At 60.4% G+C, this 16022-nt stretch carries 21 protein-coding genes and 1 tRNA gene; 17 read left to right on the top strand and 5 right to left on the bottom strand.

Translation table 11 applies throughout. The features are described 5' to 3' along the window. The first annotated feature begins 9 nt into the window (after positions 1-9). A tRNA-Ile gene (locus tag QQ992_RS02205) sits at positions 10-86 on the top strand. 61 nt (positions 87-147) lie between these two features. Here the strand turns inward: QQ992_RS02205 and QQ992_RS02200 are convergent. Next, positions 148-1218, bottom strand: a complete 1071-nt coding sequence (locus QQ992_RS02200) for a phage integrase (protein ID WP_286112117.1) — start codon at positions 1216-1218, stop codon at positions 148-150. Between the two features lie 3 nt (positions 1219-1221). Further along, positions 1222-1458 (bottom strand): helix-turn-helix domain-containing protein, encoded by a 237-nt coding sequence (locus QQ992_RS02195; RefSeq protein WP_060494833.1) that lies wholly within the window; start codon positions 1456-1458, stop codon positions 1222-1224. Positions 1459-1552: 94 nt separating this feature from the next. On the opposite strand from QQ992_RS02195, the gene QQ992_RS02190 reads away from it, so the two are divergent. The 9 genes from QQ992_RS02190 (at position 1553) to QQ992_RS02150 (ending at position 7236) form a co-directional block, all read left to right on the top strand. Next, positions 1553-1771 carry a hypothetical protein gene (locus QQ992_RS02190; protein ID WP_286112116.1) on the top strand — a complete coding sequence of 73 codons (219 nt, stop codon included), beginning with the start codon at positions 1553-1555 and terminating at the stop codon, positions 1769-1771. A 9-nt stretch (positions 1772-1780) separates the two neighbouring features. Beyond that, positions 1781-4471 carry a toprim domain-containing protein gene (locus QQ992_RS02185; protein WP_286112115.1) on the top strand — a complete coding sequence of 897 codons (2691 nt, stop codon included), beginning with the start codon at positions 1781-1783 and terminating at the stop codon, positions 4469-4471. Between the two features lie 113 nt (positions 4472-4584). Continuing rightward, on the top strand, positions 4585-5355 hold the full coding sequence (locus QQ992_RS02180) for a hypothetical protein (protein ID WP_286112114.1): 771 nt from the start codon (positions 4585-4587) through the stop codon (positions 5353-5355). Beyond that, the gene (locus tag QQ992_RS02175) at positions 5348-5707 is read left to right on the top strand and encodes a DUF7673 family protein (RefSeq protein WP_256221702.1); all 360 of its coding nucleotides are present in this window, start codon (positions 5348-5350) and stop codon (positions 5705-5707) included. The genes QQ992_RS02180 and QQ992_RS02175 overlap by 8 nt, the downstream gene beginning before the upstream one ends. Then, positions 5704-5943: a hypothetical protein gene (locus QQ992_RS02170; protein ID WP_286112113.1), complete on the top strand. Its 240-nt coding sequence runs from the start codon at positions 5704-5706 to the stop codon at positions 5941-5943. The genes QQ992_RS02175 and QQ992_RS02170 overlap by 4 nt, the downstream gene beginning before the upstream one ends. A gap of 66 nt (positions 5944-6009) precedes the next feature. After that, a complete protein-coding gene (locus tag QQ992_RS02165; protein ID WP_286112112.1) occupies positions 6010-6249 on the top strand; it encodes a hypothetical protein in 240 nt (79 codons plus the stop codon). Between the two features lie 10 nt (positions 6250-6259). Continuing rightward, positions 6260-6517 (top strand): Arc family DNA-binding protein, encoded by a 258-nt coding sequence (locus tag QQ992_RS02160; RefSeq protein WP_286112111.1) that lies wholly within the window; start codon positions 6260-6262, stop codon positions 6515-6517. Beyond that, positions 6517-6747: a hypothetical protein gene (locus tag QQ992_RS02155; RefSeq protein WP_286112110.1), complete on the top strand. Its 231-nt coding sequence runs from the start codon at positions 6517-6519 to the stop codon at positions 6745-6747. The genes QQ992_RS02160 and QQ992_RS02155 overlap by 1 nt, the downstream gene beginning before the upstream one ends. 276 nt (positions 6748-7023) lie before the next feature. Beyond that, positions 7024-7236, top strand: coding sequence for a hypothetical protein (locus QQ992_RS02150; RefSeq protein WP_286114016.1), 213 nt, complete (start codon positions 7024-7026; stop codon positions 7234-7236). Here the strand turns inward: QQ992_RS02150 and QQ992_RS02145 are convergent. From QQ992_RS02145 to QQ992_RS02135, 3 genes are all read right to left on the bottom strand, one after another. Then, positions 7206-7397: an ogr/Delta-like zinc finger family protein gene (locus QQ992_RS02145; RefSeq protein WP_433963102.1), complete on the bottom strand. Its 192-nt coding sequence runs from the start codon at positions 7395-7397 to the stop codon at positions 7206-7208. The genes QQ992_RS02150 and QQ992_RS02145 overlap by 31 nt on opposite strands. Positions 7398-7533: 136 nt before the next feature. Then, positions 7534-8394: a phage portal protein gene (locus QQ992_RS02140; RefSeq protein ID WP_286113889.1), complete on the bottom strand. Its 861-nt coding sequence runs from the start codon at positions 8392-8394 to the stop codon at positions 7534-7536. After that, positions 8306-10348, bottom strand: a complete 2043-nt coding sequence (locus QQ992_RS02135) for a terminase large subunit domain-containing protein (protein WP_286112108.1) — start codon at positions 10346-10348, stop codon at positions 8306-8308. The genes QQ992_RS02140 and QQ992_RS02135 overlap by 89 nt, the downstream gene beginning before the upstream one ends. 160 nt (positions 10349-10508) lie before the next feature. On the opposite strand from QQ992_RS02135, the gene QQ992_RS02130 reads away from it, so the two are divergent. The 7 genes from QQ992_RS02130 to QQ992_RS02100 all read left to right on the top strand — a co-directional run bounded on the left by QQ992_RS02130 (position 10509) and on the right by QQ992_RS02100 (position 16018). Beyond that, the gene (locus QQ992_RS02130) at positions 10509-11480 is read left to right on the top strand and encodes a GPO family capsid scaffolding protein (RefSeq protein ID WP_286112107.1); all 972 of its coding nucleotides are present in this window, start codon (positions 10509-10511) and stop codon (positions 11478-11480) included. After that, a complete protein-coding gene (locus tag QQ992_RS02125) occupies positions 11480-12499 on the top strand; it encodes a phage major capsid protein, P2 family (protein ID WP_286112106.1) in 1020 nt (339 codons plus the stop codon). Before QQ992_RS02130 ends, QQ992_RS02125 begins: the two co-directional genes overlap by 1 nt. Next, the gene (gene gpM, locus QQ992_RS02120; protein WP_286112105.1) at positions 12496-13221 is read left to right on the top strand and encodes a phage terminase small subunit; all 726 of its coding nucleotides are present in this window, start codon (positions 12496-12498) and stop codon (positions 13219-13221) included. Before QQ992_RS02125 ends, gpM begins: the two co-directional genes overlap by 4 nt. A gap of 99 nt (positions 13222-13320) precedes the next feature. Beyond that, positions 13321-13782, top strand: a complete 462-nt coding sequence (locus tag QQ992_RS02115; protein ID WP_209968457.1) for a head completion/stabilization protein — start codon at positions 13321-13323, stop codon at positions 13780-13782. Next, entirely contained in the window at positions 13779-14225 is a 447-nt protein-coding gene (locus QQ992_RS02110; protein ID WP_286112104.1) for a phage tail protein, read from the top strand. Before QQ992_RS02115 ends, QQ992_RS02110 begins: the two co-directional genes overlap by 4 nt. Beyond that, complete coding sequence (locus QQ992_RS02105) at positions 14218-14898, top strand: phage virion morphogenesis family protein (protein ID WP_286112103.1); 681 nt, start codon at positions 14218-14220, stop codon at positions 14896-14898. Before QQ992_RS02110 ends, QQ992_RS02105 begins: the two co-directional genes overlap by 8 nt. Positions 14899-14908: 10 nt before the next feature. Continuing rightward, the gene (locus QQ992_RS02100) at positions 14909-16018 is read left to right on the top strand and encodes a DUF2586 domain-containing protein (RefSeq protein ID WP_286112102.1); all 1110 of its coding nucleotides are present in this window, start codon (positions 14909-14911) and stop codon (positions 16016-16018) included. The last annotated feature ends 4 nt before the right edge of the window (positions 16019-16022 follow it).

Genomic DNA, 16022 nt, shown 5'->3' with positions numbered 1-16022 from the left:
ACTTACTGAGGGCCTATAGCTCAGTCGGTTAGAGCAGAGGACTCATAATCCTTTGGTCCACGGTTCGAGTCCGTGTGGGCCCACCAGCTTACAAGCCGCGCACTGCGCGGCTTTGTCGTTTCTAGCCCCTGCCATTTCCCACCTCGCTTACCTTTCACAATCCTTCGAAGTGTCCACAATGTGTCCACGTGTCCCAGCCAGAGGGTTGAGATTGACCACATCGGCTAGATGCCCTGGACTGAAGTGGGCGTACTTCTGGGTCATGGCCAACGTGGCATGGCCGAGCACCCGCTGCAGCGTCAAGATGTCTCCACCGTTGCGCATGTAGTGGCTTGCGAAGGTGTGACGCAGTACGTGCGTCAGCTGACCCTCGGGCAGATCGAGCTGGAGCAGGTCGACGACTTTCCGAAAGATGTTGTAACCAGGCCGGAACGGTAGCGCAGCCTGCAGGCGCTTCTCGAAGTCAGCGGCGATCGGGACAGACCTATTCTTGCTCGACTTCGTTTTGAGGTACTGAATCAGGCCATTACGCACCTGTCGCGGCAACAACGCTTCAGCCTCCCCCCACCGGGCTCCTGTGGATAAACAAACCTCCGCGATCAGACCAGCATCGGAATCTTCCGCCGCCAGTGCATCAAGCAGGGGCCGAATCTCGTCCGACTCAAGGTAAGCCATCTCCGTCTCGTCAAACTTGAGCTTGCGCACCGTCGCCAGCGGGTTTTCGCCTGTCCACTCCCCCAGCCTGGCCAGTTCGTTGAAAACAGCGCGCAGGTACGCCAGTTCATGGTTGAGCATGTTCGCGCTGATGGGCTTCCCTTTACCTTCCGCCTTGCTGAAACCACGGCCAGGCTTAGTCCTGGTGTGCTTCCCCTCGGCCCGTTCAGCACGGTAGGTGGCAAAGTGTGATGAGTTGAAACTATGCGCTTTGGGATCACCCATCCGCTCGGCCATGGCCAGCAGCAGCTGCAGGCGCTCATCACCCGTTTTTAGGTTCTGGCCGTGCAACTTGTGCCAGAGTTTCACCAGGTCGGACAGCAACCGATCGTCTCGCTTGGATGGTGCCTCAAACTCTCCCCGCGACCCGTCACCCATCACCCGTCGCTCCAGGTGCATGGCTTCGTTCTTCGATTGGACCCGTTTGCGGAAACGTGGGCCATCTCGCCCTTCCGGACGACAGTCCACCAACCACACGCCAGACGGCAGTTTCTTGATGGCCATGGCCTATTCCGGGCTTACTTGCCCGACCTCAGCCGCAGTCCTACCAGTGGTCAGCCAAAGCGCGTACTTCGTGAAGCGCGGGTGATTGGCCACGGTCAGGAACGGTGCCAACGCCACCTCAGTTATCCCCGCCTCATATTTCTTCCAGGTACTCAGGCTGAAGCCCAGCAACTGGCAGAACTCACCCTGCGTCAGACCTTCCTTGTACCGAATCGCTTTCATCTTGGCCGGCATATCCATGTGCTGCTCCTCTCTTGACAGGTTCCAATATTGGAACCATGATTGGTTCCAGATATGGAACTTTGGTCCCCAATATTCGCGAGAGGTTAACAGAATGCAGATAGTCATCGACACGCCCTACGTCACCGTAGGCGAGTACGCCAAGCGCTCCGGCCAGTCTGATACGGCGATTCGCCGCGAGATCGAACTTGGCCGCTACATCATTCGGCCAAAGGTCGAGGGCTCGAAATCTGCCGTCCTTATCAATCTGGTTCACCTGGCCATGGAAGCGGCGGAGCAAGCCGAGCGCGTGCGCCAAGACCGCAAGCGCTAAGGGTTGGAAATGAACGCACGGATTAGCCAGGATCAGTTCGATCGCATCTACCTCGAAGACGTCATCCCGGCGCTTGAGCATGACCGAGAGCTGTCGTTCCTACCCAAGGACGCAAGCACCAAGTACTTCAACAAAGGCATCTGCCCGGGTTGCGGCGAACGCACCCTGTACATCAGCAAGGAGAAGCCGTTTCAGCTGAAGTGCAACCGCTTGAACGAGTGCCAGTTCGAGGAAAAGACCCGCGACCGCTACCGCGACCTGTTCGAAAACCTCAGCGAGCGCTTCCCTTCGACGCCGCAGAACCCAAACGCCACAGCAGACGCCTACCTGCAACGTAGTCGCGGGTTCGACACCGCTCGGATCACCGGCTGGTACAAGCAGGCCCGCCGGCAGATGAACGACGGTTCCTACGCTGCCACTGTCCGCTTTGAACTTTGCGACGGCTATTGGGAACGCATCATCGACGCAAGCGCTGTAGCTGCGAACAAGGGCGACAAGGCCGGGATCAGCAAGGGCTTGAAGTACGCCGGCAAGGGCTGGGAACCCAAGGGCCAGAGCTACGAAAAAGACGACCAGGTGTTCATTGTCGAAGGCATCTTCCACGCCATTGCGCTTTGGTTGGCCGGCTACAAGGCGATCGCGGCCATTAGCTGCAACAACTTCCCCTGGGAAATCATCGAGGCCAACAAGGGCAAGGGCGTGCGCTGGGTAATCGCCCTGGATGACGACCCGGCCGGCCGCGAAGTGATCCCCAAGTACCGTGGTCGCTTGGCCAACATGAAGGAGATCTGCCTGGTCGCACTCGCCGGCGAGCTGGACTGGGACGACGTCTACCGCGAGAAGAGGCTGGACGACGAATTTCTGATCGAGGCGCTGTACCAGGGGCAACTGTTCTGCGCTTCGTCTGCGATGAAGAAAGCATACCTGTTGTACACCCGCCGCCCGCGCCCCTTCTTCCTGGTGGAGTTTGAAAGCTGCCTCTATTCAGCACGGGTGAACACATCCGAGCTGCAGAAAGACCTGGACGACATGCCGCGCAAGCCTGGCGACCCACCAAGCGGGTACCGCACCGAGTTCTTCAAGCACACCACCATCAGCCAGGTTGCCAACTGCGTGCCCAGGTTCGAGTACCTGGAGCGCGACGCGATCAGCGGGGAGCAGCGGTACTTCTTCCAGTTCGAGTTCCCCAATCGGCGGTTGAACTGCAAGGAACCACTGCCCCCCAGCTCGATCACCGAGCCCCGCGGATTCGCGAAGGCACTCCTGGAGCGCACCCCAGGCGGCATGTTTGAAGGTGGGGAGAAAGTCCTGGGCATGCTCAAGAGCGATTGGCTGCGTAACCCCAACGTGGTCCGCACGCTGCCCTTCGTGGGCTACGACGAAGTCACCGGCGCCTACTGCTACCCGGGCTTCGGCTTTCACAACGGTAAGGCCATGCAGATGAACGATCACGGCTATCTCGACATCAAGGGGCAAGGTTTGAAGACATCCGCTCGCAGTTTCCCCATGCACCGTGGCGAGTCGTTCGACCCGTCCTGGTTCGACGACTTCCAGCGCGTATTCGGTCTGAACGGGGTGGCCAGCCTGGCCTGGTGGACCGGATGCCTGTTCGCCGAGCAGATCCGGGCAGTGCAGCAAGGGTGGGCCTTCCTGGAACTGACGGGCGACGCCGGCGCAGGTAAGTCCACTCTGATCCGCTACCTGTGGCGCCTGGTTGGCCGCAAGAACGAAGAAGGCATCAAGCCCAGTGGCTCGGGGGCCTCGGCAATCGGCCTGCTGCGCTCGCTTTCTGCTGTCAGCAACCTGCCGGTCGTGCTTCTGGAGTCGGACAAGGAAACCACGGACGCCATGGGCCGAACGGTGGTCCAGCAATACGCCTGGGACGAAATCAAGTCGCTGTTCGACATCAACGCCAAGCTGCGTGTGACGGGCGTGAAGTCCGGTAATAGCGACACTGATGCGCTGATTTTCCGGGGTGCAATCTGCATCTCCCAAAACACCATGGTGGAAGGCTCCGAGGCGATCATCACCCGGATCGGCTATTTCCACATGACGCGGGATAACCACTCCGATGAACTGAAAGTGGTAGCCAACCGCTTGAAGGCCATGCCGGTCGAGCAGTTGTCCGGCTACCTACCCGCTGTACTTGGCCGGGAAAGCGCCTGGCTGGAGCGCTACTTCGAGGTGTACCCGGACTGCGAACAACGTTTCACGGCCATGGGTGGCGTGGAGCATTCTCGAATCATCCAGGTCCACGCACAGATCCTGGCTGCAGCAATGGCTACCCAGTCCCTGTTCCCAACCTGGACCGATCGGCAGATGGAGAACCTGGCCAAGCACCTGGAAGCCCGAGCCCTTGATCGTCAACAGACCCTCTCGGCCGAAAGCAAGACGGCCTCGGTGTTCTGGCAGGCCTACCACTACCTGAACGAACAGGTCGTCACGATCGAGGACGCGGACGGTCGCCGCCAGGAAACCCGCGAGACGCTGAACCACAGCTCTGACAAAGAACTGATCGCGGTCAATCTCCAGCACTTCCAAGCCGCGTGCCGCGCTGCCGGCCTTGAAATGTTGCCGACGATTTTGCTGCAGAGGGCGCTTAAGCAGAGCCGCACTCACCCCTTCTTGGAGACGCGAAAAACCCACTCTCGCATCGAGCAGCGGTCGCTCAACTGCTGGGTGTTCAAGAAGCGGGGATAACCCCGTCAGCGCGGGGGTAAGAGATTCGGCGTCAGGGGTAGCCGGGTGTTCTATGGGTTTCTGAGTAATCCCTTAAATCATCTGGAATATCTAGAAGGAATAGGAATAGGTCAATGAATACAGGTGGTTACGGTCGTTCAGCAAGCTGCATGCCACAGGAAGGAGCTGGAAGAAATTTCATTCCACCATCTTCCACCAACCTTCCACTTTGGAGGTTCTTCCGTGAAACGGCTGTAGCCCAGGCGCTGCGCGGCCTGCAGCTTAGTACTGGCAAATTGACCTTCCATTACCTTCCACCCCTGCTGGAAGGAAGCAAAAAAAGCTCAGCCCAGCTACCACGCGGGCTTGAGGGCCTGCACCACCGGGACCTTCCAGACATTCCAGATGCCTGGAGGGCATACCCGACGCATTCAGAAAACTGGCGGGAAACCGCGCAAATGCGCCGATGGGCGCACCAAGGAGAAGCACGCATGCAAACCGAGCAATCAACTGCTGACTTTCAATTGGCTGTGAACGAATTTCGCGAGTTCGCGAAAGCACGGCTCAGCAGCGACAAGTTGAAAATGGATGGCCAAGCCTTTGCCCACCCTGCTGTCCAGCTGGCGTTCAAAGCGTTCCAAGCTGGCCGCAACCCTAAACCTGTCGGGCAACTGTTCGCGAGCATTCGCGAAGACAGCAAGTACCACCACCAGATCGCCTGGTGCATCCGGGATGGCATAGGGCATCCGTTCCCCGTCCAGTTCCAAGCACCTGGTGCGGCCTATGACGATCACGTTCTGGCGGGTGGTGTCGGTGGGGCATACCGGCTGGCCGACGTGGACTTGTTTGTGTTGCAGGACGGGGAGTTGCACCGAGTAGCAGAAGGAGGCAACGCCGATGAATAACGGACTTCGCACGATGGCTTCTGCACTTGCCGCCATCCAGGCCCATCAGACGCAGATACCTGCGATCCGCGTCGCAGGCACCCAAGCACTCAACCGGCTGGTACCGATCGCCCTGCGTGACAGTGGCCAGAGTCGTGTCCTAGGCCGCTTCCTGCTGAGCGTTTACAACGGCGAAGACTTCCCCTTTGTCATGAGTGATCTGCGCAGCCTGGACCTGCCGTTGTTCGAGGACTGCCTGAAGGTGCTGATGATGGATTACACGCCCGACCTGGAGGTGCATGAGCGGATCGCGAATGGCAGCCAGATCTGGCAGCGCCTTATCGAGCAGTGGGCACCGGAGACGTTGGAATGAATGTGCTCTACACCGTCGATGGCCAGGCCGGCTCGATGCTGATGCCCGCTACCTATCTGCTGATCGCTCGGCCAGAAGATCTGGCCGAACTGGTGACAAGCGACTTCTGGCGCAATCACCAGACCCCACCCGAGTGCTGTGTAGTGCACCTGCACAGCGTGGACAACACGGACCTGGGGAGCTTTGAAGTTCGAAGTGTGACGCGCCCGGTATTCACGGCCAAGGCCATGAACTAGGGCTGAGAGGACGGTGCCAAGGAGTTGCAGCTCCTTGGCACCAACCACCACTAGGAGGAGAAGCACATGCAAGCACCCAACCCAAGCAGCAGCGCTGTGAAGGCTACCACAACGCCCCGCCACCTGCAGGCCACCGCCATAGTTGGCGGGGCCTTGATCGGCTTCATCGTCACCAAGACACCGGAAGCCCGTACACAACTCGAAAGCGTGACCGACATGGCCAGCCGTTTGGGCGATCTGAGCGCCCAAGACACGGCCATCGTCCGCCAGCTGCTGGCACAACACCCACGCACCGCATTCAACTGAGGGAAAGACCATGCAACAGCAATACACCACCGCTAACTCCCGCACTGCTGACAAGTTTGTCGTCCGTCTGCCAGATGGGCTGCGCGCCGACATCGCCGTACTGGCCGAGGACAACGACCGCAGCATGAACTCGGAGATCGTTAACCGGCTGAAGCGGTCGATGGTCCAGGACCAGGTGAACGAAGAACAAACCAAGCTGATCGGCCTGCTACTGCAGCGCATCACTGAACTTGAGGCACAGCTGCCGCCTGAAATGGAGGCCGCGTAATGCTGATCGATGGACGCCTGGTGGTTCTGTGTGAACAGGACGTGGCGCATGCTCGACAACAGTTGGGTCTGCCCGTGGACTTCTTCCTGGTCGAGGCGACCCAGCAGGTGTATCAAGACACGGGGAATGGCCTGGCCATCATCCCGCTACCGGCTGACACTTTTGTAATGGCATTCGAGAACACCGCCGGTGAGCGAAAATACGGCGCCGTCAAACTGCCCCCCCTATAGAATGTGAGTTACTCCAATAAAAACGGGCGCTGAGGCGCCCGTTTTGGTATCTGGAGCTAGCTGGAGCTACTTCAAAGTAGCCATAAGATATCCATAAGATATCCATAAGATGCCCATAAGGTGTCAATATACATATAAAACATATGGCATATATTGACAGATATCGCCCTCAAGAATTTAGTCCCACACTTCCAGATAAATTTCAAGGTCTTGACGCGACGCATTACGGCCCACAAACTATTAGCCATGTGCCATCATGCAAAACGGAGTTACGCCATGACACACCCAGCGCCCTGCCTCACCCAGCTGGCCGACGACCTTGAAAATCACGGAAACCTGCTTGCACTTCTGACTGAACTTCCTGCAACAAAACTTTCCGAAAGAGGTCGTATTGGGCTTATTCAATTTTCAATTACTCTGATGGAGGACTTTCAGAGAATTGAAACTCAATTTGAAAACTATCGCGCATCGATAGCACCAAGTTGTTGAAATATTTCTTGCTGGCGTGCCCTGGGCAATGCACGGAGTTGGTCGAATACTAGTCGATCCATCATTTGTGCAGAAGGTGTTAGGGTATGCGAGAAAGTCAGGTGCGCTACCCATCGGTGACCGCAATCTAGACATGTGCAATAGAGAGAGGAGAATTCCATGGAAATATCATTCCTAGATGAAATACGACCCTTCCCTCTACATTCCTTGCAGTAAACTCGCATATCCCCTCCCCAGGGTTCCAATTATGGAACCATTGTGCCATAGAAAAACGGTCGTCGGTTCAATAGAACTATTTCAAGAGACAGTTTCTGCTGGTTCCCTCCACCCAATCCTTCGGTCTTCCCTAAGAACTTCGTTCACTTGGTCGAACAACTGACAGATTGGCAAAATCTCGTTGCTCGTATACACCCTGTCGATTTTTTCGATATCCCCGAACCCTCCGCTGTTCTCCGGGATGATGCCCGCCAGTGCCGGGTTCATGCGCCAAGCCGCGATGATGTCGTTCCTGGTGATGTTCTTCACCTTCTCCAGTTCGTCCTTTGCCTGGAAGTCCCCCACCGGGATGATCTTGATTGCGTTCTCGTGACCGCCGGGGATGTTCACGAACATCGAGCGGAAGTTGCCCACACCCTTACTTGCACTGATTTGCGAGCGCAGGTTGTCTTCGTCTTCCTCGGACAAGTTCGGATCATTGGTATAAAAGATGTAGCCCGCATGGGCGCCGTTGCTGTAGTAGCGCCGGCGGAACAGCGTGGCCGCTTCATTCAGCAACAGCGCCTGCAGCCCGCCCAGGTAGTCCGGGATTCCGTAGATGTTCTGCTCTACGTCGTAGTCCTTGATGTGGATGATCTCCTCCTGGTCGTACTCCTCCTCCTCACCGTTCTGCAGCAACTGGACAAAGCCACCATCCACCTTTACCCGCATGTTGATCGCCGGCAGGTGCTCCAGCTCCAGGACTTGCCCCAGGAAGTTTTCGTGAGCCAGGAAATAGGCCTCGCCAAACACCATGTAGTCCAGAGCGGCACAGCTCATCGTGTGCGCGCTGCAGCCTTCCGACGCGATGAACTCACGCAGAAGCAAGTTGCGCTTGAACTTGGGAATGGCGCCGTGGTGCGCGTTGGCCCGCAGCAGCTTGGCCAGGCCGGCGCGGGACACCGGTGGCTTGTACAGGCGCCCGTCGTCGGTTGGAAAGATGCCCAGGTACTCGCCGATGTTGGACGTCAGCACCTGTTCCGGCTCCCCGAACGTGAACACCCGCGTGGGCTGCTGTGCCTGTGGCTGTCTGGCGGGGTGTTTTCTCTGTCGTTTGGGCATGGCTTCCGCTCGTGAGGTAACGGCTCTTGCGCCGCTTGTTGGTGTTCAGGGGTTCGTTGTGCAGGGCGTGCATGACCGCCCATGCGATGTCGGCGTGGCCAGTGGCCTCGGTCCTGGAGGCGCTGAATGTGATCTGTCCGCCGTTGGTGGTCCCGCGCTTGATCGTCAGGAAGGCCTGCGCGATGTCCGTCCAGCCCGCGTCCCACTCGATCCGGCCCGCACGGATCACGTCCTGGGCCTTGAGCACCAGGGTCGTCTTCGTTTCCAGGCTGTAGTGGATCCGCTGCGCACGCGGGTAGAAGTCGCAGACCACGTCGTACACCCCGATGCCGACGCCGGTGGTGTCGATGCCGATGTGCTGGACGTTGAAGCGTTCGGTCAGCTTCTTGATCTGGGCCGCCTGGTAGGTGAACGACTGCCCACGCCAGCTGTATTTCTCCAGTATCCGGAAGTTGCCGCCCGGCTCGGCCGGCGGCGCGACCACAACACAAGTGGCGTCGTCGCGTGTACGGCTTGGGTCGTAGCCAATCCAGACCGGGTTGTTGTCGAAAGGTCGATCGGCGTCCGGGTCGAAGTCGTCCCACAGCATCAGGTCGGAATAGCAGCCTTCGAGATCCTTTAGGCCGAACGCGCTCTGCGTGCTGTCGATGAACTTGCAGTAGAACAGCTGCTGGAATTTATCCTCGTCGTACTCCAGCTCCAGCTGGGCCACGTCGAACAGGTCGCAGCCGCCGGCAATGGCGTCGTCCAGGGTGATCGTCTTGCGCCACTGACCATCCGGGCAAAGCGCGCCCTGGGTGTACGCAGCCTCGGAAGGCCATTCACCTGCAGCTTTCTTGCGGCGTTTGTCATTACGGAAGGTCTCGCCCGTCCAAAACGGGTACGCCTGGTGACTGACAGCGCTGGGCGTAGAGAAATAGGTCTTGCGCCATTTCTTGTGCGTGCCCATTGCGCTGGCCACAGTGCTGAGCTTTTCGAAGTCGCGGATCCAGAAGTATTCGTCCACATAGACATGGCCGTGGTAGCCCTGGGCCGTGCTGCTATTGGTCGAGAGGAAGCGCAGCTCGGCGCCGTTGCTGAGGACGATAGGGTTGCCGGTCAGCTCGATGCCGAACCACTTCTGGGCAAACTGGATGATGTAGCTACGGAAGATCTCGGACTGCGCGCGACTGGCCGAGAGGAACACCTGGTTATCCCCAGTCAGCACGGCATCCATGAAGGCCTCGCCGGCGAAGTAGTAGGTCAGACCGACCTGCCGACTTTTGAGGATGTTGCGCAGCCTGCAGGTCAGCGGGTTCTGTTTCGCCGCGAACAGCTCCTGCTGGTACCGGTACATTTTGGAAATGAACTGGTCGAGGAAGTCCACCTCTGTCAGGCCGCTGACGTCATTCTTCGCGGGCTTGTCCCGCTTCTTCCCACCGCCACCGCGCCGCTCTCGGCGCTGGCCCTGGTCGCGATCGCCCTGCTCCCGTGCCGGCTCGCTTGCCGCCGGCGCCGGTGCTGCGGGCTTGCTGGCCTGCTTAATCAGCTTTTCCCGCACAGCAGTGAGCCGGTCCAGCTCGTCCAGGTCGCCCTTCGTCAGCGTGTCCTGCTTTTCACAGATGAGCGTGATCCTCCGGCTGATCGCGGTCAGCGGCTCCTCATCGGTCAGCATCTCGTCCCAACTGCCCTGCCGGATCCAGTAGTAGATGATCCGCACGTTCGGGAGCTTCAACTGAGCCTGGATTTCCTTCACCGAGGCACGGCGCAGGTACAGCCGCTTGGCGGCCTCTTTGACTTCGATCGAGTAGTTCATGGGGCGGAGTCTATGCGCCGAAACAGCCCCAAACTCGGCGTAAAAGTGAGCGAAATTCCTAGAATCGGCGAATAGGAATTCTGCTCAAGCAAACCGGTTGGCCGGTACTGATCCGCTCCCTATCGTGGCGCTCATCGACCACCACCGAGCGCTTCAACCGATGCCCAGATCCCTTGTCTCCTACTGGAAGCGCGTAGCTGTCAGCGGCCCGACCGCCGACAACCGCGAGATCACCGTGCAGGAGCTGGTCGACTGCGCCGAAACCTACAAGCTGTCCACGTACACGGCCGTGATCTGGAGCGAGCATGAGCGCTGGCCTGGCTCCCACGGCACCGTCTTTGCCGTGCGCTTGGTGACCGAGAACGACGACCCCGAACTGCAGCCCGGCCAAGTGGCCCTGGAAGCCCAGCTCAAGCCCAACGACAAGCTGCTGCACTTGAACGACCAGGGCGAAAAGCTATTCACCAGCGTTGAAATCAGACCGAACTTCGCCAACTCCGGTCGCCATTACCTCACTGGCCTGGCTGTCACTGACGAGCCTGCAAGCCTGGGTACTCAGGAGCTGTATTTCTCCAGACGTGCCCGCAGAGGCAACCGCTACGACAAGACCTCCTACTTCTGCGCCCCCGTAGAGCTGGGCTCCCTTCGCGAGGGAAGCCAGCAGCCGGGCGAATTGCGCCGCTTCTTCAACGCCCTGACCGGCCTTTGCAAGCGCTTCGCCGACACCACCACCCCCTCAACTGACGAGACCAAACCGATGGATGAAGCAACAGCCAAGGCGCTCAAGGCGCTGTATGACCAATTCGTGATCCTGCTGGCCGGCCTGCAGGCCGTGCTGGAACCCGTCGTTGAAGGTGTCGATGACGCCGACAACAAGGACCAGGTCGACGCAGTAGGTGCCGCCGTCCAGGACGTGGTGGACGAAGCGGACGAAAACCGCGAGTTCAACCGCAAGGATGGCAAGGGCGGTAAAGGCGGTAAGGACAAAGGCGACGTGAAGGAGCTCAGCGCCCGCATGGATGAGCTACAGGAAACCCTCACCCAAATGTTCAACACCACCTCGAACCGCCGCCAGGTCAAACGTACCACCGGCGCGGCTGGCGACAAGAAACGCGGTGGGGGCCTGCGCTAATGGGCGCCCTGTCGAAACGCGCTGCAGCGGAATATCTGCAGCTTCAGGACGATCTGGCCGAGGCGTACAGCATCGATGACGCCACTCGCACCTTTGCCGTGGAACCGACCCACGCCCAAGAGCTGAACGAGCAGATCACCGAGCGTGTGGACTTTCTGGGACGCATCAACGTCATCGGCGTGACCGAGATCAAGGGCGAGAAGGTCCTGCTGGGCCTGAGCGGTCCGGCAACCAGTCGCACCGACACCGACCTGAACGACCGCGAACCGCGCCACCTGCTCGATCTGAAAAACAACAGCTACGAGTTGTTCCATACCGAGACCGACGTGGCGCTGAAGTTCGCCACCATCGATGCCTGGGCCAAGTTCCCCGAGTTCGCCCGCAAGTACCTGGAGGCCGTGCAGAAGCGCATCGCCCTGGACCGCATCCTGATCGGCTGGAGCGGTACCCATGCCGCCAAGCAGACCAACATCACCAACTACCCACTGCTCCAGGACGTAAACAAGGGCTGGCTGCAGCAGGCGCGTGAGCTGATTCCGGAGCAGGTCCTGAAGTCCGCCGATCCTGCGGTGAAAATCAAGATCGGCGAAGGCGGCGACTACGAAAACCTCGACGCCGCCGTCCAGGACGTCAAGCAGATGATCGACCCTGTCTTCCGTGACGAGGGCGACCTGATTGCTATCGTCGGCTCGGATCTGCTCGCCCACGAGAAGGGCAAGCTGTACGCGAAGCAGGGGCGAACCCCCACCGAAAAGGAGCGCATCGAAGAAGCCCAGGTGATCGACACCTTTGGCGGTCTCCCCTCCTATGTGGTTCCGTTCTTCCCGGCCAAGGGCATTCTGGTCACCTCCTGGGCCAACCTCTCGATCTACTTCCAGGATTCCAGCTGGCGTCGTCACCTGCTCGAGAACCCGAAGCGCTCCCGCGTTGAGGACTACAACGGGCGTAACGAAGGCTACGTGATTGAGCAACTGGGCAAGCTCGCCTACCTGGAATCCGATTCGGTGGAGCTGGTATGAGCCTCGCACTAGCTCACAAGCGCCGTGTGCTGGAGCAAGGCGCCGCTGCAGTGGCCCAGGTGGCTGCTGCAGCGGCCATTCCCTACTCCCCTGGCGAGGCCCTGAGCAGCCCGGCGAATGCTCGCAAGCACCTGAAGCTGATGGAGGCCAGCCTGGACGCGGACCTTGTCCGCTTGAAGGCGATCCCGAACCTCGCCGGCAAGCAGGACCTCAAGCGAATCGAGCTGCTGCCCAAGTACCAGGAGTACATCCAGCGCTATCTGGAGTCCGGCCTGCAGCTGCAGAACCGCGTCCTGGTGCAGGTGATGGTCTGGCTGTTCGACACCACCCAGTTCGATGACGCCCTGGAACTGGCCGACATCGCGATCGAGCAAGGCCAAAGACTGCCGGCGACGTTCAAGCGCAAGGACATCCAGACCTTTGTCGCTGATGCCGTGGGCGACTGGGCCTATGCCGAGTATGAAGCCGGCCGCAGCCCCGAGCCCTACCTGTCGGACTTGCTGCCGCGAGTAGATGGCGAGTGGACACTGCCGGAGCAGATCCCGAGCAAGTTCCACAAGCTGATCGGCATCCGAGCCATGGACGACCAGCAATGGGCGGTCGCGCTCAAACACCTGGAGCGAGCCACCGAGCTGTACCCGCAGGCGGGCTGCGGTACGCGTATCAAGAAGTGCCGCCGTGTTCTGGCGCGCTTGGAAGCCCCCGCCGGCGAAACCGAATAACCGACTACCCCCCCCAGCGGGAACCCGTGAAGCGGAGCCAGCCATTTATGGCCAGCCCCCGCCGAAACGGTGTCTCCCGCCCTTTTCGAGTGACCAGCGATGAGCTTTTCAGGAAAAACCGCAACCGTGGTGGACCAGACCATCGAGAACAACGGCTTCTGGCCGGACCTCTCCCTGGCTGAGTACCAGAAGGCTTACCGCCTGCCCGGGGAGTACCTGAGCGACACGCTGGTCACTCACCTCAACATCGCCATGGGCGAAGTGAATCAGGACCTGGCCAAGCTGATGGCCAGCTGGCGTGACCTCGGCATCACCGAGGTGGCCACCGCCGATTCTCTGCTGCTGCAGGAGCGCACCTTCAAGGTGGCGCTGTACAAGCGCGCCGTGTACTGCCGGGCCAAGGCCACTGCCCTGACCGACTTTGCGACTGTGACCCGCCGCGAGGTGGCCGAGAACACTGGCAAGGAAGCGCCCGAGCGCGCTGAAACCTACCTGGCATTCAGCCAAGCCGCTGTGCGCGCCCTGCAGGGCCGCAGCCGCATCACGGCGGCCCTGGCATGAACAAGATCAAGGCCCTGACCGCGTACCTGCTCGAACGCCAGCTGGTGATGCCCGAGCAGCTGCAGAGCTGGGTCGAGCAGATGGACACCGAACTGCTCTGGAAGGAAACCACCCAGGGCCTGCACATGGGCGATATGACCTATCGCGCAGTCTTCGACCTGGAGCGCTTCACCGGCTCCCCACCGCGCCTACTGGCCCTGGTGGGCACCTGGCTGGAAGCCAATGATCCAGACCGCGAGGACCTGCCGGCACCGGCGTTCGTGATCGAGCCTATCGACCTGGACAACGACCTGTTCGACGTCGAGCTGACCGTCCAGTTCGTGGAGCCCCAGTACCTGGCCGAAGACGACAACGGCGAGTTTGAGGCGTTCGGCAAGACCTGGGCATTCGTTCCGTACGACCTGTGGGTGGCGGAAGAAGGCGAGGTAACGGCCCGTGGCTAGTCCTTTCGTCGGCATCGATGCCCGGGGCGTCCTGGGCGTGCGCGAGCAATTGGCGCTCCTGCGCCTGGAGCCGCGGCTACGCCGACGCCTGCTGAACAACGTGACCAAGCGCCTGCGAACGATGAGCCGCAAGCGCATCCGCAGCCAGCAGAACCTGGACGGCTCGCCCTTTGCCGCCCGGAAAAACCCTGAGCCAGGCCAGAAGAAGATGGAGACCGGCCTGGGCAAGTTGCTGCAGGTCACCAGCCTGACCCCTGACCAGGCCGTCCTGGGCTGGAAGAACAACCTGACCTCCTGGGTAGCCGCCCAGCAGCACAACGGCGCTACCGAACGCCGAACAGCCCAGCAGATGCGCCGCTGGAACAAGGTCGACGAGGGCTCGATGTCGACGCCCAAGCAGGCCAAGCGGCTGCGTCGGCTGGGTTTCAAGGTGCGCCAGGCGGGTAAGAAGCGGCTCTCCCGGCCAGCCGTGGCTTGGATCCTGGAGCACGTCAGCTACATGCAGGCCGGCCTGCTGATTCGCATCCTGGACGAAGAACAGGGCGAGTCCACCGGTGCCGACAGCTGGGAAATCAAGCTGCCCAAGCGCCAGTTCCTGGGCGCAAACAGCAACCGCGACACCAGCGAGCTGGTGAACCTGGTGCTGGAACAAATCCTCAACTCACCCCGCTAAGAGGCATTCCATGGCACTTGGATCCGCCAACGTAAACAACCTCAACCTCGGCCAGGGCGCTGTGACCGAGATCGAGCGCTACTTCCTGTTCATCGGCCCTGCCGGCAAGAACGTCGGCAAGCTGCTGGCCCTCAATACCCAGAGCGACCTAGACACCGACCTGGGCGCCACGGCATCCGACTTGAAAACCCAAGTCCTGGCCGCACGCCAGAACGGCGGGGACAAGTGGGCGTGCATGGCCGCGCCGATCGCCGCCAACGGCGACTGGGCTGCCGCCCTGGACAAGGCCCAGCAGGACAACGTCTCGGTCGAGGCTGTGGTCATCACCACCCCCGTCGCGGACAAGGCCACGTTCGAGGCCATGCACGCCAAAGCCCTGGAGCTGAGTGCCAAGTACGGGCGCCGGGTGTTCATCATGTCGGCGGTCGCCGGCATCACCGCTGCCCAGGACTGGGCTACCTACCTTTCCGAAGCCAAGGCCAAGGTGGCCGACGTGGCCGCAGCCCGCGTGCTGGTCGTGCCGCAGCTGCACGGCAACAACCTCGGCGTGCTCGCCGGGCGCTTGGCCCGGGCAGACGTCAGCATCGCCGACAGCCCGATGCGGGTGGCCACCGGCGCCCTGGTCGGCCTCGGCGCTGTCCCGGTCGACAAGGACAGCATTCCGCTCCCATCCGCAATCGTCGCCGAGCTGGATAAGGCGCGCTTTTCGGTACCGCAGACCTACCCCGACTACCCGGGCACCTTCTGGGGCGACGGCAACATGCTCGATGCCCCGGGCTCGGACTACCAGGTGGTCGAGTACCTGCGCATCGCTGACAAGGCCGCCCGCCGCGTTCGGATCCTGCTGATCCAGCGTATCGCCGATCGGAAGCTGAACAACACGGCGACCTCGATGGCGCAGAACAAGACCGCCTTGATGAAGCCGCTGCGCGACATGTCCCGCTCGGTCGTGTTCGCCGGCGTGCAGTTCCCGGGCGACATCGAGGCGCCGTCGGACGACGCCATCACCCTGGTCTGGACCAGCAAAACCGCCGTCGAGGCGTACCTGAAGCTGCGCCCCTACAACTGCCCCAAAGACCTTACCGCAAACATCGCTCTCGACCTGAGCGACGAGGAGTAACCCC

Origin of the sequence: Pseudomonas kurunegalensis, from assembly GCF_030291635.1 — a bacterium.
Classification (GTDB): Bacteria; Pseudomonadota; Gammaproteobacteria; order Pseudomonadales; family Pseudomonadaceae; genus Aquipseudomonas; species Aquipseudomonas monteilii.
This window is presented reverse-complemented; position numbering and strand designations above follow the sequence as displayed.